This window comes from Streptomyces sp. A5-4 (assembly GCF_051131715.1).
GTDB lineage: Bacteria > Actinomycetota > Actinomycetes > Streptomycetales > Streptomycetaceae > Streptomyces.
Genome location: NZ_CP178591.1, coordinates 1,188,905 through 1,215,755, shown reverse-complemented (window position 1 = coordinate 1,215,755; position 26,851 = coordinate 1,188,905). Strand labels below are relative to the sequence as shown.

General features: G+C 71.6%; 23 protein-coding genes and 1 pseudogene. 11 read left to right on the top strand and 13 right to left on the bottom strand.

The genetic code is table 11. The features are described 5' to 3' along the window. Positions 1–175: 175 nt before the first annotated feature. The 5 genes and pseudogenes from ACLLJJ_RS05595 to ACLLJJ_RS05575 all read right to left on the bottom strand — a co-directional run. Positions 176–820 (bottom strand): fasciclin domain-containing protein, encoded by a 645-nt coding sequence (locus ACLLJJ_RS05595; protein WP_434588140.1) that lies wholly within the window; start codon positions 818–820, stop codon positions 176–178. A 397-nt stretch (positions 821–1,217) separates the two neighbouring features. After that, positions 1,218–2,579: a cryptochrome/photolyase family protein gene (locus ACLLJJ_RS05590; protein ID WP_434588139.1), complete on the bottom strand. Its 1,362-nt coding sequence runs from the start codon at positions 2,577–2,579 to the stop codon at positions 1,218–1,220. Between the two features lie 63 nt (positions 2,580–2,642). After that, complete coding sequence (locus tag ACLLJJ_RS05585; RefSeq protein ID WP_434588138.1) at positions 2,643–3,392, bottom strand: anti-sigma factor; 750 nt, start codon at positions 3,390–3,392, stop codon at positions 2,643–2,645. Continuing rightward, positions 3,389–3,973, bottom strand: a complete 585-nt coding sequence (locus ACLLJJ_RS05580; RefSeq protein ID WP_434588137.1) for a sigma-70 family RNA polymerase sigma factor — start codon at positions 3,971–3,973, stop codon at positions 3,389–3,391. The genes ACLLJJ_RS05585 and ACLLJJ_RS05580 overlap by 4 nt, the downstream gene beginning before the upstream one ends. Before the next feature lie 202 nt (positions 3,974–4,175). After that, positions 4,176–5,021, bottom strand: a pseudogene (locus ACLLJJ_RS05575) (hypothetical protein); the annotation flags it as partial. Between ACLLJJ_RS05575 and ACLLJJ_RS05570 the strand changes: the two are divergent. Further along, positions 5,014–5,463: a MerR family transcriptional regulator gene (locus ACLLJJ_RS05570; RefSeq protein WP_434600686.1), complete on the top strand. Its 450-nt coding sequence runs from the start codon at positions 5,014–5,016 to the stop codon at positions 5,461–5,463. The pseudogene ACLLJJ_RS05575 and the gene ACLLJJ_RS05570 overlap by 8 nt on opposite strands. Positions 5,464–5,500: 37 nt before the next feature. Here ACLLJJ_RS05570 and ACLLJJ_RS05565 read toward each other — a convergent pair whose 3' ends face one another. Continuing rightward, the gene (locus tag ACLLJJ_RS05565) at positions 5,501–6,343 is read right to left on the bottom strand and encodes a siderophore-interacting protein (RefSeq protein WP_434588136.1); all 843 of its coding nucleotides are present in this window, start codon (positions 6,341–6,343) and stop codon (positions 5,501–5,503) included. A gap of 50 nt (positions 6,344–6,393) precedes the next feature. Further along, positions 6,394–7,299 (bottom strand): 5'-3' exonuclease, encoded by a 906-nt coding sequence (locus ACLLJJ_RS05560; protein ID WP_434600312.1) that lies wholly within the window; start codon positions 7,297–7,299, stop codon positions 6,394–6,396. A gap of 227 nt (positions 7,300–7,526) precedes the next feature. Between ACLLJJ_RS05560 and ACLLJJ_RS05555 the strand changes: the two genes are divergently transcribed. The 4 genes from ACLLJJ_RS05555 to ACLLJJ_RS05540 all read left to right on the top strand — a co-directional run bounded on the left by ACLLJJ_RS05555 (position 7,527) and on the right by ACLLJJ_RS05540 (position 12,792). Beyond that, positions 7,527–8,678 carry a quaternary amine ABC transporter ATP-binding protein gene (locus tag ACLLJJ_RS05555; protein ID WP_434588135.1) on the top strand — a complete coding sequence of 384 codons (1,152 nt, stop codon included), beginning with the start codon at positions 7,527–7,529 and terminating at the stop codon, positions 8,676–8,678. Next, entirely contained in the window at positions 8,671–11,298 is a 2,628-nt protein-coding gene (locus ACLLJJ_RS05550) for an ABC transporter permease/substrate binding protein (protein ID WP_434588133.1), read from the top strand. The genes ACLLJJ_RS05555 and ACLLJJ_RS05550 overlap by 8 nt, the downstream gene beginning before the upstream one ends. Positions 11,299–11,483: 185 nt before the next feature. Next, positions 11,484–12,029 (top strand): helix-turn-helix domain-containing protein, encoded by a 546-nt coding sequence (locus ACLLJJ_RS05545; protein ID WP_434588132.1) that lies wholly within the window; start codon positions 11,484–11,486, stop codon positions 12,027–12,029. 10 nt (positions 12,030–12,039) lie between these two features. Continuing rightward, positions 12,040–12,792, top strand: a complete 753-nt coding sequence (locus tag ACLLJJ_RS05540; protein WP_434588131.1) for a helical backbone metal receptor — start codon at positions 12,040–12,042, stop codon at positions 12,790–12,792. Here the strand turns inward: ACLLJJ_RS05540 and ACLLJJ_RS05535 are convergent. Continuing rightward, positions 12,686–13,828, bottom strand: coding sequence for a TDT family transporter (locus ACLLJJ_RS05535; RefSeq protein ID WP_434588130.1), 1,143 nt, complete (start codon positions 13,826–13,828; stop codon positions 12,686–12,688). The genes ACLLJJ_RS05540 and ACLLJJ_RS05535 overlap by 107 nt on opposite strands. Positions 13,829–14,156: 328 nt before the next feature. On the opposite strand from ACLLJJ_RS05535, the gene ACLLJJ_RS05530 reads away from it, so the two are divergent. After that, on the top strand, positions 14,157–15,035 hold the full coding sequence (locus ACLLJJ_RS05530) for a LysR family transcriptional regulator (protein WP_434600311.1): 879 nt from the start codon (positions 14,157–14,159) through the stop codon (positions 15,033–15,035). A gap of 36 nt (positions 15,036–15,071) precedes the next feature. Continuing rightward, on the top strand, positions 15,072–15,428 hold the full coding sequence (locus ACLLJJ_RS05525; RefSeq protein ID WP_434588129.1) for a hypothetical protein: 357 nt from the start codon (positions 15,072–15,074) through the stop codon (positions 15,426–15,428). A gap of 328 nt (positions 15,429–15,756) precedes the next feature. Here the strand turns inward: ACLLJJ_RS05525 and ACLLJJ_RS05520 are convergent, their stop codons facing one another. From ACLLJJ_RS05520 to ACLLJJ_RS05505, 4 genes are all read right to left on the bottom strand, one after another. After that, complete coding sequence (locus ACLLJJ_RS05520) at positions 15,757–17,247, bottom strand: SDR family oxidoreductase (protein WP_434588128.1); 1,491 nt, start codon at positions 17,245–17,247, stop codon at positions 15,757–15,759. 106 nt (positions 17,248–17,353) lie between these two features. Further along, positions 17,354–18,058, bottom strand: a complete 705-nt coding sequence (locus ACLLJJ_RS05515; protein ID WP_434588127.1) for a gamma-glutamyl-gamma-aminobutyrate hydrolase family protein — start codon at positions 18,056–18,058, stop codon at positions 17,354–17,356. Positions 18,059–18,096: 38 nt separating this feature from the next. Then, positions 18,097–19,569: an ethanolamine permease gene (gene eat, locus ACLLJJ_RS05510; protein WP_434588126.1), complete on the bottom strand. Its 1,473-nt coding sequence runs from the start codon at positions 19,567–19,569 to the stop codon at positions 18,097–18,099. A 141-nt stretch (positions 19,570–19,710) separates the two neighbouring features. Continuing rightward, entirely contained in the window at positions 19,711–20,451 is a 741-nt protein-coding gene (locus ACLLJJ_RS05505; protein ID WP_434588125.1) for a FadR/GntR family transcriptional regulator, read from the bottom strand. Positions 20,452–20,528: 77 nt separating this feature from the next. Here ACLLJJ_RS05505 and ACLLJJ_RS05500 point away from each other — a divergent pair, with 77 nt between their 5' ends. The 4 genes from ACLLJJ_RS05500 to ACLLJJ_RS05485 all read left to right on the top strand — a co-directional run bounded on the left by ACLLJJ_RS05500 (position 20,529) and on the right by ACLLJJ_RS05485 (position 25,473). Beyond that, positions 20,529–21,902, top strand: coding sequence for a glutamine synthetase family protein (locus ACLLJJ_RS05500; RefSeq protein ID WP_434588124.1), 1,374 nt, complete (start codon positions 20,529–20,531; stop codon positions 21,900–21,902). Positions 21,903–21,910: 8 nt separating this feature from the next. Continuing rightward, complete coding sequence (locus ACLLJJ_RS05495) at positions 21,911–23,287, top strand: aldehyde dehydrogenase family protein (protein WP_434588123.1); 1,377 nt, start codon at positions 21,911–21,913, stop codon at positions 23,285–23,287. Between the two features lie 6 nt (positions 23,288–23,293). After that, entirely contained in the window at positions 23,294–24,091 is a 798-nt protein-coding gene (locus tag ACLLJJ_RS05490; protein WP_434588122.1) for a 3-oxoacyl-ACP reductase, read from the top strand. 110 nt (positions 24,092–24,201) lie between these two features. Further along, positions 24,202–25,473 carry a haloacid dehalogenase-like hydrolase gene (locus ACLLJJ_RS05485; protein WP_434588121.1) on the top strand — a complete coding sequence of 424 codons (1,272 nt, stop codon included), beginning with the start codon at positions 24,202–24,204 and terminating at the stop codon, positions 25,471–25,473. Positions 25,474–25,514: 41 nt separating this feature from the next. Here ACLLJJ_RS05485 and ACLLJJ_RS05480 read toward each other — a convergent pair whose 3' ends face one another. Further along, positions 25,515–26,717 (bottom strand): amino acid deaminase/aldolase, encoded by a 1,203-nt coding sequence (locus ACLLJJ_RS05480; protein WP_434588120.1) that lies wholly within the window; start codon positions 26,715–26,717, stop codon positions 25,515–25,517. Positions 26,718–26,851 lie beyond the last annotated feature (134 nt).

Sequence of the window (26,851 nt, the reverse complement as noted above, 5' to 3'; positions counted from 1 at the left end):
ACCCGAAGGGTGCGCCCTTCGGGTTCCCGACCGCCGGACGGACGACTGTCCCCACCACCCGGCCCCGCCCGGTCCGTCAGGTCACCGGGGGGAAGGGGAGTGGGGACAGAGGTGCCTCGTGTGCCGGTTGTCCCGGCACCGGGGTCGCGTCGAACCAGCGCCTGAGCGCCGGGTACTACTTCTTGGGCATCAGGACGGTGTCGACGATGTGGACCGTGGCGTTGGCGGTGGGGACGTTGCCGCAGACGACCTTGGAGGTGTCGTTGACGGTGTAGGACTCGCCGGAGCCGGCGGTGGTGAGGGTGCTCTTCTCCAGGGTCGGGTAGGTGCCCTTTTCGAGCTGCTTGGGGGCGAGCTTCTCACCGACGACGTGGTAGGTGAGGATCTTGGTGAGGGTGGCCTTGTCGGCGAGGACCTTGTCCAGGTCGGCCTTCGGGATCTTCGCGAAGGCGGCGTTGGTCGGGGCGAACACCGTGATGTTCTCGGCGTTGTTGAGCGTGTCGACGAGGCCGGCCTTCTTGACGGCGGTGACCAGGGTGGACAGCTCGGGGTTGTTGGACGCGGCGGTGGCGACCGGGTCCTTGGCCATGCCGTCGAAGCTGCCGGCGCCGTCGGCCGGGACGCTCGCACACGCCGGGCCGAAGGGCTTGTCCGTCATGGCGTCGTCGGCGGGGGGAGTGGACTTCTCCTCGGCGGCCGTCGGGGTGGAGTCGGCCTTGGTGTCCTTGCCGTCATCGCTGGAGCAGGCCGTGAGCGACAGCGGAAGAACTGCTGCGCCGACGACGGCGAGGGCGACGCGCTGGAAGCGTGTGGTGTTCATGGCGTACTCCTTGAGGGGGGTGGTGTGTGTACGGAACGTGCGGGGTGCGGTGGCGCGTGACCGGTGGGCCTATGTCACGGGGGACCACCTGCTGCCGGCCCGCACCTGTGTCTCGCTCGCGCCGTGCACCGAGCGGGTGTCCGGCTGGTCGGCCGGTCGCCCTGCGAGGACGGCTTCGTGCCGGTCCTCGCGCAGCTGAAGTCCGCGGCTGATCCGCCCGGAGCGGCGGGGCGGACACGCGCCGGTGGCGCGGTCCTGCCCGGGGCGCCGCCCCGTGCTGCCGGAACTTCCTGATCTTGGCTCACACCCGTTATTCGGGGCCGGGCCGCCCGCGGATTGGTCGTTCCCTCGAAGGAATTACTTCTCGTACCGCCGAGCGAAAAATTCGCCCGTGGAGTCAGCCCAGGCCGCGTGCCTGCTCGAACCTGCTGCGGCCGTCCGCGAGGTCCACGATCGGCTCCGGATAGTCGAGGCGGGCGCGGTCGGGCGCGGGAAGTTTCCACGGCTGGTGGACGGCGGCGTCCGCGAGCTCGGCCAGCTCGGGTACCCAGCGCCGCACGTAGTCGCCCCGGGGGTCGAAACGCTTGGCCTGGGCGAGCGGATTGAGGATGCGATTGGGTCGGGTGTCGGTGCCGGTGCCCGCCGCCCACTGCCAGTTGAGCTGGTTGTTGGCCAGGTCCCCGTCCACCAGGAGGTCCAGGAAGTGCCGGGCGCCGATCCGCCAGTCCACATACAGGGTCTTGGTCAGGAAGCTCGCCACCAGCAGACGGCCCCGGTTGTGCATCCAGCCCTCGTGCAGCAACTGGCGCATGGCCGCGTCCACGACCGGATACCCGGTGCGGCCCTCCTGCCAGGCGGTGATCTCCTCCTTGTCCGCGCGCCAGTGGTCGCCGCGGGTGCGGTAGTCGGCCCACGAAGCGGCCGGACGGGCCGCGAGGACCTGGTGGTGGAAGTCCCGCCAGGCCAGCTGCCGTACGAAGGCGTCCGCGCCCGGACCGCCCTTGCTCCGCGTCCGGTGGATCAGCTCGGCCGCCGACAGGCACCCGAAGTGCAGATAGGGCGAGAGCCGTGAGGTGGCGTCGCCTGGCAGGTCGTCGTGGCGCTCCTCGTACGCCGTGACGGCGTCCGCCAGCCAGCCGCGCAGCAGAGCGCGGCCCTGACGCTCACCGCCCAGCACGAGCCCCGGGGAGACCCCGGTGACGGAGTCGCGGCTGGGCAGCGGGCGGCCGGCGATCTCCGGCACCCGCACGGTGCGCGGAGCGGCCAGGGCCTCGCGGGCTCCGGCCGCCTCCCACTTGCGGAAGTACGGCGTGAACACCGCGAAGTGGTCACGGCCCGCCGGGGCGACCCGCCCCGGCGGCAGCGCCGTGATCACCGCGTCGTGCACATGGAGCGCGCACCGCAGGGGCTCCAGGGCGGTGCGCAGCGCCTCCTCCCGGCGCAGCGCGTAGCCACTCACGCCGGCCGCGACGTGGACCTCCCGCGCCCCACTCTCGGTGACCACCCGGCAGACCTGCTCCACCGCGTCGCCCGCCCGGACCACCAGCCGTCCGCCCCGCTCACGCAGTGCGGCGTCCAGGCCGGCCAGGCAATCGGCCAGGAAGGCGCGGCGGTTGGGGGCGTCGAAGCCCGCCTTGTGCACGCCCGGGTCCAGGACGAAGAGGGGGACGATCTCGTCCGCGGCGCGCAGGCCTGCCCGCAGTACCGGTTGGTCGTGCACGCGCAGGTCGGAGGTGAAGAGCACCACGGCGACACTCATGAGCGGGTTCCTTTTCGTTCTTCGCGCTGTTCTGTCGTGCCGCTCCGCGGGCGGGTCGGCCGGTTACGCGGGGAAGTTCATCAGGGCCAGCGGGTCTGAGGTCGGTTCGGGCGAGCCGCCCGCGGGCTCGACCGTGATGCCCATGCCGGATGCCGCGTCGACGGGCCCCTCCATCAGCACGCCGCCGGAGGTGGACGCGAGGTCCATCAGGCCTGCCGAGCGCATGGTGCCCTTGTCGTTGAACCACAGCTGGTAGACCTTGCCGCTGGGCGGCTTGGGCATCCCGGAGGCCAGGAAGGCCGCCTTGTTGCGGTCGCGGGAGACGACCACGGTGCCGGTCGCGCCGTCCGTCAGCTTTCCGGTGCTGACCTTGGCGTCCGGTGCGGCGAGCACCGTGGCCAGCGCCTCGGCCTGCTGCTGTGTCTGCTGGGCCTGGTCCCGCGCGTCCCTTGCCTCCTGGTTCTGCCACACCGCGACCCCGCCGAACGCGGCGGCAGCGGCCAGGCAGGCGGCCAGCGCGAAGCGCGGCAGTGCGCGCGCCCGGCGTATGCCGGGCGCCGGCACGGGCCTCGGGACTCTGGGGGGCTCCTGGCGCTCGCTGGAGATCTGCCGCATCACCTGGTCCTTGAGCGCGGCGGGCGGCGTCCGGGTCATGGCCAGCCCCAACCGGGCCGCCGTGGCGGTCAGTTCGGCGACCTCCTGGGCGCAGGCCGGGCAGTCCTCCAGGTGCCGCTCGAATTCCGCGCGCTCGTCGGGAGCCAGTGCGTGCAGCGCGTACGCGCCGGTCAGCGTATGCAGTTCCGCCGTACTCATGTGCCGACCCCCAGGCAGTCGCGCAGCCGGATGAGTCCGTCGCGCAGTCGTGTCTTGACCGTGCCGAGTGGTACGGCCAGCAGTTCGGCGACTTCCCTGTAGGCCAGCCCCCGGTAATACGCGAGCGTCACCGACTGCCGTTGCAGTTCGGTGAGAGTACGCAGGCAGCGCCGCACCTGTTCACGTTCGAGGCGGCTCTCGACCTCTTCGGTGACCTCGTCGAAGGCCGGCGTGCGGTCCAGCAGCGCCGCCCGGTGCTCGCGGTCCGACGACGCCTGCGCCGAGCGGACCCGGTCCACGGCCCGCCGGTGGGCGAGGGTGAGCACCCAGGTCATGGCGGAGCCCCGGGTGGGCTGGAAGCGGGCGGCGGTACGCCACAGCTCGATCAGCACCTCCTGGGTGACTTCCTCCGACTGGGCGGGGTCGCGGAGCACGGCGCGCACCAGGCCCATGACGGGCCCGGAGACCGCGTCGTAGACCTCGCTGAAGGCATCGCGGTCACCGCGTGCCACCATGCCGAGCAATTCCTGCAGATCAGGCCCCGCCGAGGCGATGCCCCCGATGTGCACGGCTTCTTTCACGCGATGTTCCTCCAGGTACGGACCCTGCCCAGGACAGGCTTCACGACGTGTTCGGAGCCGTGGCCGCCCTGGATTGGTCCGGGTTCGGATTGTTGTGGAGATGGTTCCACAGCGCGTGGGCCTCGCGACACGCCGGTGTTCGCCGCGGGGCGGCGTGTCGCGAGGCTCGATGGCGGAGCGGGCTCGGCCGCGCGGGGGATTGTCAGGCTCGCCCGGCGCGTGAAGACGCGACCGTGGGCCGCTCGTCCCGAGGGCCGGGGAGGGGGAGGGGCCGGGCGGGGGAAGTGCCGGCCTTCCCCGTGCGCAGCGCGGCGTACGTCCCGACAGCCGCGCAGGCGAGGATCGCTGCCGCCGTGGTGAGCGTCGCGCCGTCCGGATGGATCAGGGCCTGTCCCCGCAGTGCCTGCCAGGTGAGGAGCGCCAGGACCGCGGCGTACGCCAGTACCAGCCGCAGCCGCACGCGCTCGTCGCGCAGCCGGGCGATGCGCGGCGCCAGCGCGACGAGGACGAGCAGGAACAGCGGCAGCAGTTGCAGGGCGTGCATGCCGACGAAGTGCGGGATGCGCAGATCGCCGCCGGTCGTCGACCAGCCGGTGAGTGGCATCGACGGGCCGCCGTCCGGTACGCCGACGCTGTGCGCGCCGACCACCTTGGCGTTGTCGAAGTCGCCCGCCGCCAGCTGCTGGGCGGTGGGCTGCGTCATCAGAAAGCCCAGGGCGGCGCCGATCAGCGCGATGAGGGCGCCGGAGCGGATCGACCAGGCCGCGGCCCGGTCGGTGAGCCGCGAGCGCAGCAGCAGCACGGCGATGACCAGCGCGCCGAGCCACAGGACGACGACGCTGATGGCCATCAGGTTGTACAGCTGCGAGTCGAGGGGCGACTCGTGGTTGAAGTGGCTGCGCCTGCCGCGGACCACCTGGGTGGTGATGAGCACCATCTCGGCCAGGCTCGTCACGGCGACGACCGTCCCCGCCCACCAGCCGGTCCGCCGGCCGTGGGTGAGGAGGGAGAGCATCCAGGCCAGCGCGGGGCTGTACAGCATGAAGGTGCTGGAGGCGGTCGACGATCCCGCGCAGCCGGTGCACAAGGTGCTCGGCGTGGCCGCGAAATCCCTCGCGCCGCGCTACGGCGAGGAGGACGACGACGCGGCGGCGGCGGCGCGGGAACAGGTGGTGGAGCTGATCGCCCGGCGCGGCTGGCGGGTGGCGGCGAAGGGCGCGGCGTCCGAGGCGCTGGCGGCGGCGCTGGCCGCACTGGACAGGGTGGGGCACGGCGCGTTCGCCGGGGTGCTTGACGACTACGCGGACGCGGCCGAGACGGTCGCCCACGCCGATCTCGCGTACGTCGCGGGCCGGGGGGCGCGGGACGACGTGGTGGAAGGGGTGGTGGTCGGCACGGTGCTGGGCGACGCGATGCTCGCCTCGATGCGCAGGATGGCGCAGACGAACGAGTCCGCCCGTCTCTACGGCGGCGAACGGACCCCCGGCTGAGCAGCCGGGGGTCCGTGGGCGGGCGGGTGGGCCGGGTTCAGGCCGCGCTCTCCTGCTCGCGCTCCACCTGCTCGTTCCACTCGCGCTTCGCCGCGCGCCAGGCGTCGTCGTCCTGGCCGAGGCGCCAGTAGCCGGAGATCGAGAGGCGCTCGCGCGGGATCGCCCGGTCGATGCGCAGATGGCGGCGGAGGTCCTTCACGAAGCCCGCCTCGCCGTGCACGAAGGCCTGGACGTCCCCCGCGGGGAAGTCGAGGCCGCGCACGGCGGCGATCAGGCTGTCGCCCACCGGGTTGCCGGCGCGGTGCAGCCAGGTGACCTCGACGCCGTCGGGCGTGACGATCTTCTGCTCCTCCTCGGCGTCCGCCACCTCCACGAAGGCGTGCACCAGGGCTCCGGCGGGCATCCGCTCCAGCGAGGCGGCGATCGCGGGCAGCGCGCTCTCGTCGCCGACCAGCAGGTGCCAATCGGCCGCCGCGTCCGGGACGTAGCCGCCGCCCGGGCCGAGGAAACGTACCGTCTCACCGGGCTGGACCAGCGCGGCCCACGGCCCCGCGAGACCCTCGTCGCCGTGCACCACGAAGTCGACGGCCAGCTCGCGCGCGGCCGGGTCCCAGCTCCGCACGGTGTACGCGCGGGTGGCCGGCCACTGCTCCGACGGGAATTCCTCCCGGATGCGGGCCATGTCGAAGGGCTCCGGGTACGTCACGTCCTCGGCCGGGAACAGCACCTTGATGTAGTGGTCGGTGAACTCGCCCACGGTGAAGCCGGACAGGCCCTCACCGCCGAGGACGACCCGCACCATGTGCGGGGTGAGCCGCTCGGTGCGCGTCACCTGTGCCTCGTGAACCTGCGCTGTCTTGCGGGCCGGTCGCTCTGCCACGGTGGTTCTCCCCTGACGCTGGTCTGGTTAGGCTTGCCTAACTTAGCACTCTACTTCCGCAGAGTGGAGAGCAGTCGCTGCAGGGCGCCACCGAGCCCCCACCGGTCCGCCAGCGCGTCGAGCAACTCCGGATCGAGCGGCTCGGAGGGCAGCGCCGGGTCGAAGCCGGGCAGCGGCACGTCGGGGGCGACGCGCACCACCTTGGGCGCGACCGCGACATAGTCCCGCGACTCGTCCAGCCGCTTGCGCTGCGACGGCGTCAGCTTCGACGCCGGGTCGCCGACGGCGGCCATGATTCCGGCCAGGTCGCCGTACGCGTCGAGCAGCTTGGCCGCGGTCTTCTCGCCGATGCCGGGGACGCCGGGCAGTCCGTCGCTCGGGTCGCCGCGCAGCAGGGCGAAGTCGACGTACCCCGAGGCGTTCACCCCGTACTTCTCGCGGAGCCACGCCTCGTCGGTGACCTGGAGTTGGCCGACTCCCTTGAGCGGGTACAGCACTCGCACCCCGCGGGCGTCGTCGACCAGCTGATAGAGATCGCGGTCGCCGGTGACGATGTCCACCGGTCCCGTCGCGCGGCCCGCGAGCGTGCCGATCACGTCGTCCGCCTCGTACGAGGCGACACCGACCCGGGCGATGCCGACCGCGTCGAGCACCGCCTCGATGATCGGCACCTGAGGGGCGAGGGTGTCCGGAGTGGCCTCCTCATCGGGGCCGGTCTCGGTCTCCACGGCCACCCGGTGCGCCTTGTAGGACGGGATCAGCTCGACCCGCCAGTTCGGCCGCCAGTCGGCGTCCATGCAGGCCACGAGGTCGTCGGGGTGGTGGTCCTGGACGAGTCGGGTGATGAAGTCGAGCAGTCCGCGCACGGCGTTGACGGGTGTGCCGTCGGGGGCGCGGACGGTGTCGGGAACCCCGAAATAGGCCCGGTAGTAGAGGGAAGCGGTGTCGAGGAGCATCAGGCGTCGCGTCACCCTCAGATGATGCCGTACGCGGCACAAGTGGCGACGGCGTGAAGTGGATCACTCTTGTGTTTGGCCTGTGTAAGCACGGGAAGGTGCCGCGTCGGAGCGGACCCCATTTTGGTTTCAACTTCTTGATGGGTGAAACGGGCCGAAGCCGTGCTGCTCCACGGCCTGCCGAGCGGGGGTGGTGGGCCGTTTTCAGTTCAACGCGTGAGGTGTATGTGTCCAGGCTGCAGGCTGAGCACTTGTACAAGGTGTTCGGCAAACGACCCGAAGACGCGGTTCAGAAGCTCGGAAGTGGAGCCGACCGTGACGAGCTGCGGGCCGACGGGACGACCGCCGCGGTGATCGATGCCACGTTCACCGTGGAGCCGGGGCAGATATTCGTCGTCATGGGTCTGTCCGGATCGGGCAAGTCCACGTTGCTGCGGATGCTCAACGGACTGCTTGAGCCGACCGCCGGACGGGTGCTCTTCGACGATCAGGACCTCACCGCGCTGAGCCCCTCGGAGCTGCGCGGCGTTCGTTCCTCGAAGATCAGCATGGTCTTCCAGCACTTCGCGCTCTTCCCGCACCGCAGCGTCCTGGAGAACGTCGGCTACGGCCTCGAAGTACAGGGCATACCCCGCCAGGAGCGCCTGAAGCGCGCCACCGAGGCCCTGGAACTCGCCGGCCTCAAGGGCTGGGAGAAGTCCTGGCCCGACGAGCTGTCCGGCGGGATGCAGCAGCGCGTGGGCCTCGCCCGCGCGCTGGCCACCGACGCCGACCTGCTGCTCATGGACGAGTCGTTCAGCGCCCTCGACCCGTTGATCCGCCGTGACATGCAGGACCAGCTCCTCGAACTCCAGAAGCGGCTGAAGAAGACCATCGTCTTCATCACCCACGACCTCAACGAGGCCATGCGCCTCGGCGACCGAATCGCGGTCATGCGCGACGGCCGAATAGTCCAGATGGGCACTGCCGAGGACATCCTCGTCACCCCCGCCAACGACTACGTCGCCTCCTTCACCCAGGACGTGGACCGCTCCCGGGTCCTCACCGCGGGCGCCATCATGGCCGACCCCGACACCGCCTTCGGTACGAAGACCGACGAGGGCGTGGAACTGCTCACCGCCGACGACGTCCTGAAGGCCGCCGCCGCCACCGTCACCGCGGACACCCCGATCATCGAACTCTTCACCCCCTGCTCCACCAGCGGCGCGCCCGTCGCCGTCGTCGACGCCAAGGGGAGGCTGACCGGCGTCGTACCGCGGTCGCGGCTGCTCGCCGTACTCGGGGAGCCGATGACTCCGGGCGACGCGCCGAAGGCCGCCGCCGAGACCATCGTCCCGATGAGCGTCAACTCCGTGAGCAAGGTGATCGCCGGTGCCTAGGTTCCCCCTGGGTGAGTGGGTCGACAGTGGTGTCGAGTGGCTCATCGAGAACTTCACCTGGCTGTTCGACGCGATCACCGCCGTGGTCGGCGGTCTGCACGACGTCGTGTCCGGCGCGCTCACCGCGCCCGAGCCGCTGATCCTCGCGGGCATCTTCGCCGTCATCGCCTGGTGGCTGCGCGGCCTGATCGCCGGTGTGCTGGCCTTCGCCGGATTCGCGCTGATCGACTCGGTCGAACTGTGGGACGACGCCATGTCGACCCTGTCGCTCGTGCTCGTCTCCACCGTGATCATCCTGGCGATCTCGATCCCGCTCGGGATCTGGTCCTCGCGGTCCAAGACCGTCAGCGCCGTGACCCGGCCCGTCATGGACTTCATGCAGACCATGCCGGCCATGGTGTATCTGATCCCCGGCGTCATCTTCTTCGGCGTCGGCGCGGTCCCCGGCATCGTCGCGACGATCATCTTCGCGCTGCCCCCCGGCGTCCGGATGACCGAGCTCGGCATCCGCCAGGTCGACGGTGACCTCGTCGAGGCCGCCGAGGCCTTCGGTACGACGCCGCGCAACACCCTGCTGCGCGTCCAGCTCCCGCTCGCCCTGCCGACGATCATGGCCGGCATCAACCAGGTCATCATGCTGGGCCTGTCCATGGTGGTCATCGCCGGCATGGTCGGCGGCGGCGGCCTCGGTGGCGCCGTCTACCGCGCGCTCGGCAACATCGACGTGGGTCTCGGCTTCGAGGCCGGTCTGTCCATCGTCATCATGGCCATGTACCTCGACCGGATGACCGGCGCGCTCGGCAACCAGGTCTCCCCGCTCGGCCGCCGCGCGCTCGCCAAGGCGCAGGCCATGTCCAGCGGTTCGAAGATCTGGAGCCACCGGCCGCAGCCGGTCGTCGCCGTCGCCGGTGTGGTCGTCCTCGCGCTGGTCGCGGGTGGCATGGGCCTCTTCGGCGGCTCAGCCACCAAGTCCGTCGCCGACTCCTCAAACGTCGGCCAGGGCAAGAAGATCTCCATGGGTTACATCCCGTGGGACGAGGGCATCGCCTCCACCTTCCTCTGGAAGGAAATGCTGGAGCAGCGCGGCTACGAGGTCGACACGAAGCAGTACGAGGCGGGCTCGCTCTACACGGGCCAGGCGGCCGGCCAGATCGACCTGCAGACCGACTCGTGGCTGCCGGTCACCCACGAGAAGTACTGGAAGAAGTACCAGGACAAGCTGGAGGACATGGGCTCGTGGTTCGGCCCTACCTCGCTGGAGCTGAGCGTCCCCTCGTACGTGAAGGGCGTCGACTCCCTGGCGGACCTCAAGGGCAAGTCCGGCAAGTTCAAGGGCAAGATCATCGGCATTGAGCCGAGCGCCGGAATGATGGGGCTCCTCAAGGACAAGGTCCTCAAGGACTACGGCCTGGAGGGCGAGTTCGAGGTCGTCGACGGCTCCACGCCCGCGATGCTGGCCGAGCTCAAGCGCGCGTACGCCAAGAAGGAGCCCATCGTCACCACGCTGTGGTCGCCGCACTGGGCGTACAGCGACTTCGACCTGAAGAAGCTCAAGGACCCCAAGGGCAGCTGGGGCAAGGGCGACGGTGTGCACACCCTCGCGCGCAAGGGCTTCTCCCAGGAGAACCCCGCGGTCGCCAAGTGGATCAAGAACTTCAAGATGACCGAGGAGCAGCTCACCGGCCTTGAATCGAAGATCCAGACGACCGGCAAGGGCAAGGAGCAGGAGGCCGTCCGCGCCTGGCTCAAGGACAACCCCGAGCTGCTCGACACGTGGGTCCCGGTCGCCAAGACGCCCAAGGCCGCGAACGGCGAGGACGAGCGTGACCGCGCCGTCGAGATGGCCTGGTTCCCCTGGGAGGAGGACATCGCCGCCACGTACCTGTGGAAGGCGGTCCTGGAGGAGCGCGGCTACAAGATCAACCTCAAGCAGTTCGAGGTCGGTCCGATGTACGAGGCGATGTCACGCGGCCAGCTCGACGTCCAGCTGGACGGCTGGCTGCCGTACACGCAGAAGAACTACTGGGACAAGTACGGCGACAAGCTGACCGACATCGGGTCCTGGTACGGGCCGACATCGATCGAGGTCGCCGTCCCGTCGTACGTCAAGGACGTCAAGACGCTCGAGGACCTCAAGGGCAAGGGCGACAAGTTCAAGGGCCGGATCATCGGCATCGAGCCCGGCACCGCGACGATGGAGAACCTCAAGACCAACGTCCTGCCCGGCTACGGCCTGGACAAGGAGTACAAGGTCGTCGACGGCTCCACGCCCGGCATGCTGGCCGAGCTGAAGCGTTCGTACGCCAAGAAGGAGCCCGTCGCGGTGCTCCTGTGGACCCCGCACTGGGCGTACAACGAGTTCAAGATGACCAAGCTCAAGGACTCGAAGAAGCTCTTCGGCGAAGGTGACCGGCTGCACATCATCGGCAACAAGGACTTCCCGAAGAACTACCCGCGGCTGACCGAGTGGTTCAAGAAGTTCAAGCTGTCCGAGGAGCAGCTCGGCGGCCTGGAGAACGAGATCCAGAAGCGCGGCGCGGGGCACGAGGAAGAAGCCGTGAAGGCCTGGATGAAGGAAAATCCGGGCATCGCGGAGAAGATGACGCCGGCGACCGGCTGACCGTTCGCCGCCTTGCGCGACACCACGAAGGGGTGGCATCACCACAGGGTGATGCCACCCCTTCGTGTTCTTCGTCCGGCCCGATGGGAGAAACCTTCCCTGACGTATGTACGAAACCGTCGCGTGAAGCTGCGTAGGCTTCACTCAGCCGGTTCGGACCACGAGCCAGGGAGGGAGCCGGAGCCATGGACGACAAGGAAACCCTTCGGGTCGGTACGGCCGTCCGGAGGCGTCGCAAAGCCCTGGAACTCACCCTGGCCACGGTCTCGGCCCGCAGCGGACTCTCGGTGCCGTTCCTCAGCCAGGTCGAGAACGAGCGGGCCCGCCCCAGCACCCGCTCGCTGGAGCGGGTGGCCGAGGCGCTGAAGACCACGGTGGGCGAGCTGACCGCGGCGGCCGACTCAGGGCTGATGGTCGATGTCGTACGGGCCACCGACGACGTCGGGGACTCCGACGGCGTGCGGTGCGTGGTGCGCGGCCGGCATCAGCTGAAGGCCACCGAATACACCGGCGAACAGGACACCCGCCGCGAATTCCAGCACCACGGCGACGAGCTCATGTACATCGCCGACGGCGCCGCCGAGGTGGAGGCGGAAGGCCGGGCGTACCGGCTGGAGCGCGGCGACACGCTGTTCCTGTCCGGCGGTGTACGGCACCGCTGGCGCGCCACCGAGCCGGGCACCCGCATCCTCATCGTCGCCGCGGCCGGCACCGTCGGTCACAGCGGCTGACGGGCCCGCCGTGCGCGTCGTCTCGCTGGTGCCGTCGCTGACCGAGGCCGTCGCCGTGAGCGCGCCGGGCCTGCTCGTCGGGGCCACCGACTGGTGCAGCCACCCGGCCGACCTCGATGTCGTACGCATCGGGGGCACCAAGAACCCGGACGTCGAAGCGATCGTGCGACTCGCCCCCGACCTCGTCATCGCCAACGAGGAGGAGAACCGGGAGCCGGATCTCGCCGCCCTGCGGCAGGCGGGCCTCACCGTCATGGTCACCGTCGTCCGCGACCTGCCCGAGGCCCTCGACGAGCTGGCACGGGTACTGGTCGCGGGCTGCGGACTGCGCTCCCGCCCGGACTGGCTCGACGCCGCACGCGACGCGTGGGCCGAAGCGCCCCCGGTGCGGCGGCTGACGGCGGTCGTACCGATCTGGCGCAGGCCGTGGATGGTCCTGGGCCGCGACACCTTCGCAGGGGACCTGCTGGCCCGCCTCGGCGTCGACCACCGCTACGCCCGGCACGCCGAGCGATACCCACGCATCCCGCTCGACGAGCTGCGCGCCGCCGGGGCCGACCTGGTGGTGCTGCCGGACGAGCCCTACCGCTTCACGGCCGACGACGGGCCCGAGGCCTTTCCCGGGCTGCCCGCGGCGCTCGTCAGCGGCCGGCACCTCACGTGGTACGGGCCGTCATTGGCCGAGGCGCCGACGGTGCTGCGAGCAGCGCTCCGCCGAGCAGACCGCGCAGCGTACGGACCGCAGCCACCGCCCACGCCGTGACGAGCACGGCATACAGTGCGACGGCCAGCCAGCTGAAGGCGTCGAGCCCGGTGTGGCGGGCGAGACCCGTGGCGCCCGTCACGCACGTACCGACGGGGAAGGTGAAGGCCCACCAGGTCATCGCGAAGGTCATCCCGTTGCGGACCGCGCGGACCACCAGAGCCACGGCGAGCGCCAGCCACAGCAGCGCGAACCCCATCACCGGCACCCCGTAGAGGACGGCGAACGCGCCGAAAGCGTGCGCGTACGGCGCCCCGATCGCGCCGGGCGCGACGTCCGCGAGCGCGTTGACGGCGGTGGTGGACTGGCCGAGCGGCCCCAGGACGAGAAAGAGCGTCGGCGTCAGAACGAGCGGCAGCGGGCCGTGATGGACGAGACGGGCGAATATCAGCGGCAGCATCAGCAGGGTGGCCAGCAGACTCAGCCCGAACATCGCGTAGCAGCCGAGCAGCATCGCCTCGCGCCACTGGCCCTCCGGCAGATGCGGGATCAGCTGCGGGCCGAGCGCCGCGGAGACCATCGGCGAGACCACCGGCAGGAGCCACACCGGTGAGGCGGCGGCGGGGTCGACCCGGTGACGTACGACCATCAGATACGGGATCGCGACGGCGGTGACCAGCCCGACGGCCGTTCCCGCGCACCACAGCGCCGCGGCGGCGGCCAGGGCCGCCCCGGCGCCGACGACGTCACCGCCGACCGCCGCCGTACCGCCGCCGACCGCGAGCAGCGCCATCGCCAGACACCCGTAGAACGGGGCGACGGCCGGGTCGAGGAGGTGCGTCCTGGCCTGGTCCCGGTGCTGGGCCCAGTGGCCGGCGCGGGCCGCGAGGAGACCGGTGAGCATCAGGACGGACAGCGCCCAGACCGTCGTGTACGCCGCGCGCAGGCCGGGGGCGTCGACCGGCAGCGCGGCGCCGGCGTTGGCGACGATGGCGGTGCCCATGACGGTGGCGTACCAGTTCGGGCCGAGGTGGCGCAGGGCCGGGCGGCGCGGGGTGGCCGTGAGGAGGGGATGCGGCTGCGCGGAGATGGCCATACGACCACTCTCCCCGGCGGAAGCGGCCCCCACCAGGGACGATCCTTCTATGGGGTCATAAGCTGGCTTTATGACACACCCAGGCTTCGGCGAATACCAGGACGTCGGCGACGCTGTGGAATCGGAGTCGGCGCCGGAGGCGGAGACGGGCCCCGGCCTCGCCGCCGGTTCCGGCTCGGGCATGGCCTCGGGCCCCGGCGCAGCTCCCGGCTCCGGGTCGGGCCCCGGCAGTGTGCGCCCGTCGTCCGGATCGCCGGACGGGGCGGAGAACCACCCGGGCCCCGGCGACCGGCCGCCACTCGCGCACCGGGTGCCCGATCTCGGCTCCATGGAGCTGCTGCTCGCCGTCGCCCGGCTCGGCAGCCTCGGGCGGGCCGCGCGGGAGCTCGGCATCACCCAGCCCGCCGCGAGCAGCCGTATCCGCTCGATGGAACGCCGGCTCGGCGTCGCCCTGGTGGACCGCTCGCCCCGCGGCTCGCGGCTCACCGACGCGGGCGCCCTCGTCACCGACTGGGCCCGCCAGGTCGTGGAGGCGGCCGAGGCCTTCGACGCGGGCGCGCAGGCGCTGCGCGGCCGGCGGGACTCGCGGCTGCGGGTCGCTGCCAGCATGACGATCGCCGAGTACCTGCTGCCCGGCTGGCTGATCGCGCTGAGCGGCCAGCGCCCCGGCACCGCGGTCTCGCTGCTCGCGGGCAACTCCGCGGCGGTCGCGCAGCGGCTGCTGAGCGGTGAGGCGGACCTGGGCTTCGTCGAGGGCCTGGCCGTGCCGGACGGGCTCGACGGCGTCGTCATCGGCCACGACCGGCTCGTGGTGGTCGCGGCCCCGACCCACCCCTGGGCCCGCCGCCGCCGCCCGGTGGCCGCGCGGGAACTGGCCGAGGCGCATCTCATCCTCCGCGAACGCGGCTCGGGCACCCGCCAGGTCCTGGACGCCGCCCTCGCCGGGCACGGCGGCCTCGCGGACCCTCTCCTGGAGCTGTCCTCCACCACCGCGGTGAAGGCCGCCGCGGTCAGCGGGGCGGGCCCCAGCGTGCTGAGCGAGCTGGCGCTGGGGGAGGAGCTGGCCTCGCGCCGCCTCGTCAAGATCCCGGTCGACGGCGTCCGGCTCAGCCGCGACCTGCGCGCGGTCTGGCCGACCGGGCCCCGCCCCACGGGCCCCGCCCGGGACCTGCTGACGCTCACCCGTCCGGCAAGGGAGGACAGCTGACGGTTTGCGGCGGCCCCGAGCGGATACCCGCAGGCCATGACTGAAGACAGCAACACCAGGACCACCGTTTCCAGTGCCGCCGCGAAGGTCGACGCCGACGCTGCGGTCTCGAAGGCCAAGGACGCCGCGGGAAAGGCCGTGGACGCGGCCGAGAGCGCGAAGCTGTCCGGACTGAAGGGCGTCCAGGCGGGCCGGCGCGCCCTGGAGTCGGCATCGGGCAAGGTCGCGTCGACCGCGACCACCGCATGGACGGCGATGCAGACGCGCAAGGGGATCGTGGCGGGCGCCGGTGCGGGCGTGGTGGCCATTGGCGCCGTGTCGTTCGCAGCGGGCCGCAAGCTGGAGCAGCGCCACCAGGGCCCGATCACCCGCCTCCTCGCCGGCCGCATCTGACCCGGTCCGGGGCCGCGCGGTACGCCGGCAGGCGTCCGCCGACCGGCAGCACGACATGGGCGGGCAGGCACGTGCGAAGCCACGGGCCCTGCCCGCCCCGTCGTGGTTTCGGGCCGGGCCCCCGAGTCACCCGGAGGCGCCGGACCCGCGCGACTCCGCGCTCAAGCGCCCGCGCGCCCCGCGTTCAAGCGCCCGCGTGACGTGACCCCGTGACCCCGTGACCCCGTGACCGCACGAGCGAAGTGACGGGACGGACTCAAGTGACGGGACGGGCCAGGTTCCGCAACGGGGCACGTGGCCGAACGGGCCAGGTGCCCCCGCCCCTCCCTCACCGCACCGCGGCCGCCGCGATGTTGCGGGCCATCCCGCCGAACACCACGCCGTGGAACGGTGCGACGCTCCACCAGTACGCGTGCCCCGCCAGCCCGTGCGGATGGAACAGCGCACGCTGCCGGTACACCGTCCGGCCCTTCTCGTCCGTCTCGACCCGCAGTTCCAGCCAGGCCAGCCCCGGCACCCGCATTTCCGCCCGCAGCCTGAGCAGCCGGCCCTGCTCGACCTCCTCCACGCGCCAGAAGTCGAGCGAGTCGCCCACCCGCAGCCGGGACGCGTCCCGTCGGCCGCGGCGCAGGCCGACGCCGCCGACCAGGCGGTCCAGCCAGCCCCGTACGGCCCAGGCGAGCGGGAAGGAGTACCAGCCGTTCTCGCCGCCGATGCCCTCGACCACCCGCCACAGCTTCTCGGGCGTCGCGTCCACGGTCTGCTCACGGGAGTCCTTGTAGAGGCTGCCGCCCGCCCAGTCGGGGTCGGTGGGCAACGGGTCGCTCGGCGCGCCGGCCACCGACGCGGAGGACCAGCGGGTGGTGACATCCGCCTCCTGCACGCGCTTGAGGGCCAGCTCGACCGCGCGGTCGAAGCCGATCGGGCCGCCCGGCGGCTCGGGAACGTACTGCGCGATGTCGTTCTCGTGGCACACCACCTCGTGGCGCAACGACTCGGCCAGCGGGCGCGCGATGGAGCTGGGCACCGGCGTCACCAGCCCCACCCAGTGGCTGGAGAGCGCCGGTGTGAGCACCGGAACGGGGAAGATCAGCCTGCGCGGCAGGCCGGCCACCCGCGCGTACCGCTGCATCATGTCGCGGTACGTGAGGACGTCGGGGCCACCGAGGTCGAACATCCGGTTCAGCTCCTCCGGCAGCCGCGCGCAGCCCACCAGGCATCGCAGTACGTCGCGGACGGCGACCGGCTGGATCCGGGTCCGTACCCAGCTGGGGGTCACCATCAGCGGCAGCCGTTCCGTCAGATACCGCAGCATCTCGAAGGACGCCGAGCCCGACCCGAGAATGACCGCGGCCCGCAGCACGGCGGTCGGTACCCCGGAGTCCAGCAGGATCCGACCGACCTCGGTCCGGGAGCGCAGATGCGGGGACAGCGCGCGCTCCGGGATCCGGGCCGGGGTGAGCCCGCCCAGATAGACGATGCGCCGTACCCCCGCCGCCCGCGCCTGCTCCGCGAATACGTTGGCCGCTCTGCGGTCCCTGTCCTCGAAGCCGCGGCCGGTGCCGAGCGCGTGCACCAGGTAGTAGGCGACGTCGATGTCCTTGAGCGCGCTGCCCGTCGACTCCGGGTCGGTCACATCTCCCCGTACGGTCTCCACCTGCCCGGCCCACGGGAAGTCGCGCAGCTTCTCGGGTGTACGGGCCATGCAGCGCACCTGGTGCCCGGCCCCGAGCAGCTCGGGCACCAGCCGCCCGCCGATGTATCCGCTCGCTCCGGTCACCAGGCACCGCAAGGGCGACCGCGCCTCGTCCGTCGTCACACCGGTCTCCCTCCTGCCGTCGGACCCGCTCCTACCTCTCCACTGTGGCGGTTGGAAGGGGTGTGCGGGGCGTTGGCGCGGCCGGAGGAGTGGTGGCGGTTGCCGGTCAGGGCGTGGGCGGGCCCGCCGCGGCGGCCGTGACCAGGGCCCGCATCACCCGTAGGTCCTCGCCCATCTCCGGATGCCACTGGACGCCGAGCACCCAGGCGGCGCCGGGCAGTTCGACGGCCTCCGGGGTGCCGTCCGTCGCGTACGCCGACACCACCAGGCCCTCACCGGGTCGGTCGGCGGCCTGGTGGTGGTACGTCGGCACGTCGCAGTCCCGCGGCACGATCGACGCGTACAGCGTGCCCGGCACCGGCCGCACGGTGTGCGTGCCCAGGACACCGACGGACGCGATGTGCCCCTCCAGGTGCTGGACGAGCGTGCCGCCGAGCGCGACATTCAGCAGCTGCATGCCCCGGCAGATCCCCAGGAGCGGCGTACCGGACGCCAACGCGGCCTTGATCAGGGCGAGTTCCCACGCGTCCCGCTCCGGCGCGGGCGGCCCGGTACGCGGGTGGCGTTCGGCTCCGTACAGTACGGGCTCGACATCGGGCCCGCCCGCGACGACCACCGCGTCCAGCCGGGCCACCACTTCGGCGGCCGACGATGCCTCGTCGGGCGGCAGCATCACCGCGATTCCGCCCGCCGCCTGTACGAGCCGGGGGTATCCGGTCGGCAGCAGGGCGGCGGGCAGGTCCCACACGCCCCACTTGGCGGACGCTTCCAGATAGGTGCTGATGCCGATCAGCGGCTTGGGGGCAGGCACGTGCACGGTCCTCCGGTCGTTCGTGGGTCAGTCGTGGGTCACTTGCGTTCGAGTTCGGCCTCGGCGGCGGCCAGCGCCGCGAACTCCTCCTCGGGAGCCGCCGCGACCAGGCGGTGGCGACTGTAGAAGGCGAAGTAGGCGAGGGCGACCGCGTAGACGCCGAGTGCGATGAACGCCGCGTCCTTGTCCACCAGGAACGTCGCCACCAGCGCGGACAGCGCCAGCGCGAAGGCCACCGAAGAGGTGACGATGCCACCGGGCGTGCGGTAGGGGCGCGGCAGTTCGGGCTCCCGGCGGCGCAGCACGATGTGCGACAGGGCCATCAGGGCGTACGAGATCGTCGCGCCGAAGACGGCGACGTTGAGCATCCGCCCGCCGTTGCCCGATCCGGCGGCGAGGGCGAAGCCGATCGCGCCGGGAATGAGGAGCCCGAGGTAAGGGGCCTTGCGGCGGCTCGTCAGGGACAGGAAGCGGGGCAGATACCCGGCCCGGGAGAGCGCGAACAGCTGCCGGGACCCCGCGTAGATCAGTGAGAAGAAGGAGGCGACGAGACCCGCCAGGCCCGCGTAGTTCACGAACCGGCTGAGCGCCGTGGGTTCGCCGTCGCCCTGGAGCGCCACGACCAGCGGATTGCCCGCGTCCTGGATGGCCGCCGAGCCGCGCGCGCCGGTCGCGGCGAAGAACGTGACCAGGGCGAGCAGCGCCAGCACGGCCATGGAGATCGACAGGGCGCGCGGCATCGAGCGCACCGGGTCCTTGGCCTCCTCGGCGGCCAGTGGCACGCCCTCGACACCCAGGAAGAACCACATGCCGAACGGGAAGGCGGACCAGATGCCCAGCAGGCCGAACGGCAGCCAGGAGTTGGAGCCGAAGGCTTCCTTGTCGACCGGGATGTCGTTGAGGTGGGAGCCGCTGAACTCGGTGAACGCGCCCACCGCGAAGATCAGCAGCGCGGCCACCGCGATGGCGGTGACCACCAGGCTGAAGCGCAGCGCCTCGCCGACGCCCCACAGGTGGATGCCGATGAAGATCGCGAAGCAGGCGAGGTAGACCGGCCAGCCCGCGTCGAGGCCGAAGAGATTGAGCGACTCGACGTAGTCGCCGATGAAGATGGAGATGGCGGCCGGCGCCAGGATGTACTCGATGAGGATCGCGGTGCCGGTCAGGAAACCGCCCCAGGTGCCCAGGGCGCGTCGGGCGAAGCCGTAGCCGCCGCCCGCCGTGGGCAGGATCGCGGACAGCTCGGCGAGCGCGAAGACGAGGCAGGCGTACATCACGCCCATCAGCAGGGTGGCGATCGCGAGCCCGCCGAAGCCGCCCTCGGCCAGGCCGATGTTCCAGCCCGAGAAGTCGCCGGAGACGACGTACGCGACCCCGAGGCCGGTGAGCAGCAGCCAGCCGGCGCTGCCCCGGCGCAGTGCGCGCCGCTTCAGATAGAGGGCTTCGGGGGAGCCCCCGGAGCCGGCCGAGGACGCTGACGGTGGGGTACGCGATTCGGTGCTCTCGGCCATGAGCCGCTCCTGCCTCGGGTTCAATGGTGGGATGCCATACCTTTGTGGTTCGGCCGGTCCCAGCGCAAGACCTGTGCGTTAACCCGCTGTTACGGATGTCGCGGGGCGTGGCGGTGGCCGGTTCGGTTCGCGGCGGCCGGATCAGGTCAGGAAGCCCCGCAGGAGCGCCGCGGTGCCCCCGCAGTGCTCGCGCATCACCTCGCGCGCGCCGTCGGCGTCCCCGTCGAGCACCGCGTCCACCAGTGCGCTGTGCTGTTGCTGGGAGTGCTCCAGGTTGCGCACGAGCAGCGGGATGCAGTCCAGCAGGCCGTTCACGCCCGCGCGCACGGCGGCATACTGCGCGGTCAGCGTCGGCGACCCGGCGAGTTCGGCGAGCGTGAGGTGCAGCATCGTGTCGCGCCTGCGGTAGTCGTCCAGGGGCGCGTCGTGCGTGGCGGCGAGCGCCGCGCGCAGCCGCCGCGCGCCCCGCTCGGTCAGCCCGTGCGCCGCGCACAGCCCGGCCGCGCCGACCTCCAGCACCTCCCGGAAGCGCAGGACGTCCTCCACGTCGACGGACTCCAGGCGCCTGCGCAGCTCCGCCCCGGCGCCGCCGCCGGCCGGGGTGTCCGGGCGAGGCAGCACGAACGTTCCGCCGTAACGGCCGCGTCTGCTCTCCACCAGGCCCTGGTCCTGCAGCACCTTCAGGACCTCGCGCAGTGTGACCCGGCTTATCCGCAGGCGGTCCGCGAGGTCGCGCTCGGCGGGCAGCCGCTCGCCCGCCGGCACCAGGCCCAGGCGCAGCACCTGGAGGATCTGCTCCAGCGCCTCCTCGAAGCCATTGCCCGCCCGCACGGGCCGCAGCACGGGCGTCAGACGGTCCGCGGAATCGATTTCGCTTGCCACGTTGCGGTTTCCCCTTCCCAAGCAATGGTCTTCAGGAATACCTTATGGCTTCCGGCTGACCGAAGGAGGACTTTTCCGTGGCAGACCGCACACCACCGCTCGCACTCCAGGAACTGCGCGACCTGATCGTGAGCGGCGAAATAGACACAGTCGTCCTGGCCTTCCCTGACATGCAGGGACGGTTGCAGGGCAAGCGGTTCGCCGCCCAGTTCTTCCTCGACGACGTCCTGGAGAACGGCACGGAAGGCTGCAACTACCTGCTCGCCGTAGACACCGAGATGAACACCGTCGACGGTTACGCGATGTCCTCCTGGGACAGCGGATACGGCGACTTCGCCATGCGCCCCGACCTCTCGACGCTGCGCCGCGTCCCGTGGAACGACGGCACGGCCATGCTCATCGCCGACCTCGCCTGGCCCGCCGACGGCTCACCCGTCGTCGCCGCGCCCCGCCAGATCCTGCGCCGCCAGCTGGAACGGCTCGCCGAACGCGGCTACACCGCGCACGTCGGCACCGAGCTGGAATTCATCGTCTTCAAGGACACCTACGAGCAAGCCTGGGACCAGGGCTACCGCGATCTCGTCCCGGTCAACCAGTACAACGTCGACTACTCGGTGCTGGGCACCGGCCGGATCGAGCCCCTGCTGCGCCGCATCCGCAACGAGATGACGGCGGCGGGCCTGACCGTCGAGTCGGCCAAGGGCGAGTGCAACCCCGGCCAGCACGAGATCGTCTTCAAGTACGACGAGGCCCTCACCACCTGCGACCAGCACGCCATCTACAAGACCGGCGCCAAGGAGATCGCGGCCCAGGAGGGCGTCTCGCTCACCTTCATGGCCAAGTACAACGAGCGCGAGGGCAACTCCTGCCACATCCACCTCTCGCTCCAGTCCGTCGAAGAGGCCGGCCGCAACGTCATGGCGGGCGACGGACCCGGCGGCATGTCCCCGGTCATGCAGCACTTCCTCGCCGGACAACTCGCGGCGCTCAGGGACTTCTCCCTGCTCTACGCCCCGAACATCAACTCGTACAAGCGCTTCCAGCCCGGCTCGTTCGCCCCGACCGCCGTCGCCTGGGGCCACGACAACCGCACCTGTTCCCTGCGCGTCGTCGGCCACGGCCGCTCGATGCGCTTCGAGAACCGGCTGCCCGGCGGCGACGTCAACCCGCACCTCGCGGTCGCCGGCCTCGTCGCGGCCGGCCTGTACGGCATCGAGCACAAGCTCGAACTCCCCGAGGTGTGCACCGGCAACGCCTACACCGGCGACTACGAGCACGTCCCGCTGAGCCTGCGCGAGGCCGCCGAGCTCTGGGAGAACAGCCCCATCGCCAAGGCTGCCTTCGGCGACGAGGTCGTCGCGCACTACCGCAACATGGCGCGGGTCGAGCTGCAAGCCTTCGACACCGCGGTGACCGACTGGGAGCTCCGCCGCTCCTTCGAACGACTGTGAGGCCAGCCTTGCCCTTCGAGCACGCCACCGAGCACCACGTCCTCAACCCGGCCACCGAAGAGGTCATCGCCACCATCGCGGCCTCGACGGCCGCCGATGTCGACGCGGCCGTCGTGCGGGCCACCGGGGCGCAGCGCGCCTGGGCGGCCGCCGCCCCGGCGGACCGCGCCCGCCTGCTGCGCCGCTTCGCCAACGTGGTCGACGACCACGTCGAGGAGCTCGCCCACCTGGAGGTCGGTGAAGCCGGCCACACGCTGGGCAACGCGCGCTGGGAAGCGGGCAACGTACGCGATCTGCTCGACTACGCCGCCGGCGGAGTGGAGCGTCTCACCGGCCGGCAGATCCCCGTCGCGGGCGGCATCAACTTCACCCTCCTCGAACCCCTCGGCGTCATCGGCGTGATCGCGCCGTGGAACTTCCCGATGCCGATCGCCGCCTGGGGCGCGGCCCCCGCGCTCGCCGCGGGCAACGCCGTCATCCTCAAGCCCGCCGAGACCACCCCGCTGACCGCGCTGCGGCTGGCCGAGCTCGCCCTCGAAGCGGGGCTGCCCGAGGGCCTCTTCCAGGTGCTGCCCGGCGCGGGCGCCGTCGCGGGCGACGCGCTGGTCGAACACCCCGGCGTGGCGAAGATCGTCTTCACCGGCTCCACGCGCGTCGGCAAGAAGATCATGTCCAAGTGCGCCGACCGCGTGAAGCGCGTCACCCTCGAACTCGGCGGCAAGAGCCCCAACATCGTCTTCGCCGACTCCGACATCGAGGCCGCGGCGGCGGCCACCCCGATGTCCTTCCTGGACAACGCGGGCCAGGACTGCTGCGCCCGTACCCGCATCCTCGTCCAGCGCTCCGTGTACGACCGCTTCCTCGAACTCCTCACCCCCGCCATCGAGTCGGTGGTCGTAGGCGACCCGTCCGACGAGAAGACCCAGATGGGCCCGCTGATCTCGCGGTCCCAGCTGGAGCGCGTCCGGTCCTACGTCCCCGAGGGCGGCAGGGCGATCCGGGGCAGCGCCCCCCAGGGCCCCGGCTTCTGGTTCGCCCCGACCGTCCTCACCGACGCGGCACCCGGCTCCGACGTTGCCATGGAGGAGGTCTTCGGCCCGGTCGCCGTCGTCCTGCCCTTCGACGACGAACAGGACGCGGTCCGGCTCGCCAACGCCACCCCGTACGGCCTGTCGGGGTCGATCTGGACCCGTGACGTGGGCCGGGCGCTGCGCGTCGGCGGCGCCGTCGCCGCGGGCAACCTGTCGGTCAACTCGCACAGCAGCGTGCGCCATTCGACCCCGTTCGGCGGCTACAAGCAGTCCGGGCTCGGACGCGAGCTGGGCCCCGACGCCCTCACCGCTTTCACCGAAACCAAGAACATCTTCATCAGCACGGAGGCCTGAGCCCACATGAGCGAAACACCTGCACTTCCTGAGGGCACCTGCCGCCGCCTGGTCGGCCGCACCGCGGTCGTCACCGGAGCGGGCAGCGGCATCGGCCTCGCCACCGCCCGCCGCCTCGCCTCCGAGGGTGCGAACATCGTCTGCGGAGACATCGACGAAACCGCGGGCAAGGCGGCGGCCGAGCTGGTCGGCGGCACCTTCGTACGCGTCGACGTCACCAACCCCGAGCAGGTCGAAGCGCTGTTCAAGACTGCGTACGACACCTATGGCTCGGTCGACATCGCCTTCAACAACGCGGGCATCTCACCGCCCGACGACGACTCGATCCTCACCACGGGACTCGACGCGTGGAAGCGCGTCCAGGACGTCAACCTCACGTCCGTCTTCCTGTGCTGCAAGGCCGCCCTGCCCTACATGCGGCGCCAGGGCCGCGGCTCCATCATCAACACCGCCTCGTTCGTGGCGCGGATGGGCGCGGCGACCTCGCAGATCTCGTACACCGCGTCCAAGGGCGGCGTCCTGGCGATGTCCCGCGAGCTGGGCGTGCAGTTCGCCCGCGAGGGCATCCGGGTCAACGCGCTCTGCCCGGGGCCGGTCAACACCCCGCTGCTCCAGGAGCTGTTCGCCACGGACCCGGAGCGCGCCGCGCGCCGCCTGGTGCACATCCCGGTCGGCCGGTTCGCGGAGGCGGACGAGATCGCCGCCGCGGTGGCCTTCCTCGCCAGCGACGACTCCTCGTTCATCAACGCGACCGACTTCCTGGTCGACGGGGGCATCTCGGGGGCGTACGTCACCCCCGTGTAGCCCCGCGCGCACCACCCTCTCCGCACCGGCCGGGCCCCGACGGGCGCCCGGCCGGTGCGTGCCCCGAACCCGTGAATCCCGGGCCGGAACGCCGTACGTAAGGAGCGCCCATGCAGCACAGACGTCGGTGGCAGGCGGCCGTGGCGGCCCTCGCGATGGCGGGCGGCGGGCTCGTCGCCGCGCAGCCCGCGCAGGCGAGGCCCGAGAGGTGTCCGGCGCTCAGTGTCACGGCGGGCTGGTACGGCGCCAACCGGGCCAGCATCCAGCAGCTGATCGACACCTACGGCCGGTGCGGGCGCGCCGCTGAAGACCGCAGGCCGCCCGTCGCCGTCTTCGACTGGGACAACACGGTCATCAAGAACGACGTCGGTGACGCCACGATGTTCTGGCTGCTGCGCAACAGCAAGATCCGCCGTCCCGCGGACCGGGACTGGCGCTCCACCAGCCGCTATCTGACCGCCCCGGCCGCCGCCGACCTCTCCGCCGCCTGCGACGCGACCGCCCGGCCCGGCAGGCCGCTGCCCACCCGCACCGCCACCGGGTGCGCCGACGAGATACGCACCATCTACTCCGAGGGTGAGACCACCGGCGGCGAGGCCGCCTTCGTCGGCTTCGACCACCGCCGCATGGAGCCCCAGTACGCCTGGGCCGCCCAGCTCCTGCGGGGCTGGACCACCCGGCAGGCCGAGTCCTTCGCCGCCGCGGCCCGCGCCGAGAACCTGGCCGCGCCGGTCGGCGCCGTGCAGCGCGTCGGCTCGGCCGAGGTCACCGGCTGGGTCCGCTACTACGATCAGCAGCGCGACCTCGTCCGTACGCTCCAGAAGGCCGGCTTCGACGTCTGGATCACCTCGGCCTCACCGGAACCGGTCGTCGACGTCTGGGCGCGCGGCGCCGGAATCGACGCGGCCCACGCCCTCGGCATCCGCAATGCGACCGAACGCGGCCGGCTCACCGCGCACCTGGCGGGATGCGGCACCGTACGGGATGGCGAAGACTCGATGATCACGTACATCGACGGCAAGCGCTGCTGGATCAACAGGGAGATATTCGGCGTACGGGGCGCCGCGGCCGAGCGGATCCAGCCCGCGCACCGACGCCAGGTCTTCGCCGCGGGTGACTCCGACACCGACATCTCCTTCCTGCGCGACGCGACGGGACTGCGGCTCGTCCTCAACCGCAACAAGAGCGAGATCATGTGCCGGGCGTACGACAACGCCGACGGCCGCTGGATCGTCAACCCCATGTTCATCGAGCCGAAGGGCCGCCTGACCACCCCGTACCCCTGTGCGACCAGCGGTTATACGGACCCGAACGGCTCACCGGCGCCGGTGCGCCGCGCCGACGGCAGCGTCGTGCCCGACCAGGCGGACACGGTGTTCTGACGGCTTCCGGGTGCCTGGCCCGGCGGAGCTCCCGTGCGGCCCTACAGGAAGGTTTGGCCCTCGCCCCGGTACGTCGGTACGGTCGCCGTCACCCGGTCGCCCTCGATCAGCTGCAACTGGTCGAAGCGCTCACACATCTCGCCGGCCTTCGCGTGCCGGAACCACACCTTGTCGCCGATCAGCAGATCGTCGGCGGGGGAGCCGAGCAGCGGGGTCTGGACCTCGCCCGGCCCCTCCTGCGGGTCGTACCTCAGCCCCTCGGGCAGATAGGGGACGGGCAGCCGGTCCGGGCCCGCGACCCCGGAAGCGGGATAGCCGCCGCCCAGCACCGTCACGGTGCCGACGCCCGGCCTGCGCACGACGGGCTGCGCGAAGAGGGCGGCGGGGCGGCCGGTGAACGAGGAGTAGTTGTCGAAGAGCCGCGGTACGTAGAGCCCGGAGCCCGCCGCGATCTCCGTCACCGCCTGCTCGGCAGCCGTGTGCTGGACGCTACCGGTACCACCGCCGTTGACGAACTCCAGGTCGGGCGCCACGGCCCGGACCGCCGCCACGACGGCTGCCCGCCGGGTGGCCAGCTCCTTGCGGGCCGCCTTCTGCATCAGCCTGATCGCCCGGGACCGCACCGGCCGGCCCGCGACCGAGTCGCCCACCCCGGCGACATGGCCCTCGTACGCCATGATTCCCACCACCCGGAAGCCGCGACGACGCGCCACCGACCTGGCCAGCTCGGCCAGTTGGGCGGGCTCGCGCAGCGGTGAGCGCAGCGCGCCGACCCGCACCCGGCCGCCCAGCAGCTTGAGCGAGGTGTCCAGTTCCAGGCAGACCCGGACCTCCTCCGAGCCGCCGTCCCTGGCCCGGTCGATCAGCTCCAGCTGCGCCGGGTCGTCGACCATCACGGTCACCGCGGCGGCGAGCTTCGCATCACCGGCGAGCTCCGCGAAAGCGGCACGGTCCGCCGACGGATAGGCGAGCAGCACATCGTCGAACCCCGAGCGCGCCAGCCACAGGGACTCCGCGAGGGTGAACGACATGATGCCCGCGAACCCGTCCCGGGCCAGCACCCGCTCCAGCAGTGCGCGGCAGCGCACCGACTTGCTCGCCACTCTGATCGGCTTGCCGGCCGCCCGGCGGACCAGATCCGCGGCGTTGTCGTCGAAAGCCTCCAGATCGACGACGGCGACGGGAGCGTCGAGGCGGGCAGTGGCCCGGTCGTACCGGGCACGGTCGGCAGCGCGGGGTGTCATGGCCAGAGCTTGCCAGAGTCGATTACCACTGGGTAGGGGGATGATCCGGTCAGATCCGCCCGTCTTCCCCCGGACTCTGCGACTGGTTCCCGCCCGGCCCACGTCAGCCCGTAGAGTGACGCCCACGCGGTGAG

Bases quoted from the DNA above. Each gene is read 5' to 3' on its own strand.
- ACLLJJ_RS05595 (WP_434588140.1), bottom strand. From the start codon at position 820: ATGAACACCACACGCTTCCAGCGCGTCGCCCTCGCCGTCGTCGGCGCA.
- ACLLJJ_RS05590 (WP_434588139.1), bottom strand. From the start codon at position 2,579: ATGAGTGTCGCCGTGGTGCTCTTCACCTCCGACCTGCGCGTGCACGAC.
- ACLLJJ_RS05585 (WP_434588138.1), bottom strand. From the start codon at position 3,392: ATGAGTACGGCGGAACTGCATACGCTGACCGGCGCGTACGCGCTGCAC.
- ACLLJJ_RS05570 (WP_434600686.1), top strand. From the start codon at position 5,014: ATGAAGGTGCTGGAGGCGGTCGACGATCCCGCGCAGCCGGTGCACAAG.
- ACLLJJ_RS05560 (WP_434600312.1), bottom strand. From the start codon at position 7,299: ATGCTCCTCGACACCGCTTCCCTCTACTACCGGGCCTATTTCGGGGTT.
- ACLLJJ_RS05545 (WP_434588132.1), top strand. From the start codon at position 11,484: ATGGACGACAAGGAAACCCTTCGGGTCGGTACGGCCGTCCGGAGGCGT.
- ACLLJJ_RS05535 (WP_434588130.1), bottom strand. From the start codon at position 13,828: ATGGCCATCTCCGCGCAGCCGCATCCCCTCCTCACGGCCACCCCGCGC.
- ACLLJJ_RS05530 (WP_434600311.1), top strand. From the start codon at position 14,157: ATGGAGCTGCTGCTCGCCGTCGCCCGGCTCGGCAGCCTCGGGCGGGCC.
- ACLLJJ_RS05525 (WP_434588129.1), top strand. From the start codon at position 15,072: ATGACTGAAGACAGCAACACCAGGACCACCGTTTCCAGTGCCGCCGCG.
- eat (WP_434588126.1), bottom strand. From the start codon at position 19,569: ATGGCCGAGAGCACCGAATCGCGTACCCCACCGTCAGCGTCCTCGGCC.
- ACLLJJ_RS05490 (WP_434588122.1), top strand. From the start codon at position 23,294: ATGAGCGAAACACCTGCACTTCCTGAGGGCACCTGCCGCCGCCTGGTC.
- ACLLJJ_RS05485 (WP_434588121.1), top strand. From the start codon at position 24,202: ATGCAGCACAGACGTCGGTGGCAGGCGGCCGTGGCGGCCCTCGCGATG.
- ACLLJJ_RS05480 (WP_434588120.1), bottom strand. From the start codon at position 26,717: ATGACACCCCGCGCTGCCGACCGTGCCCGGTACGACCGGGCCACTGCC.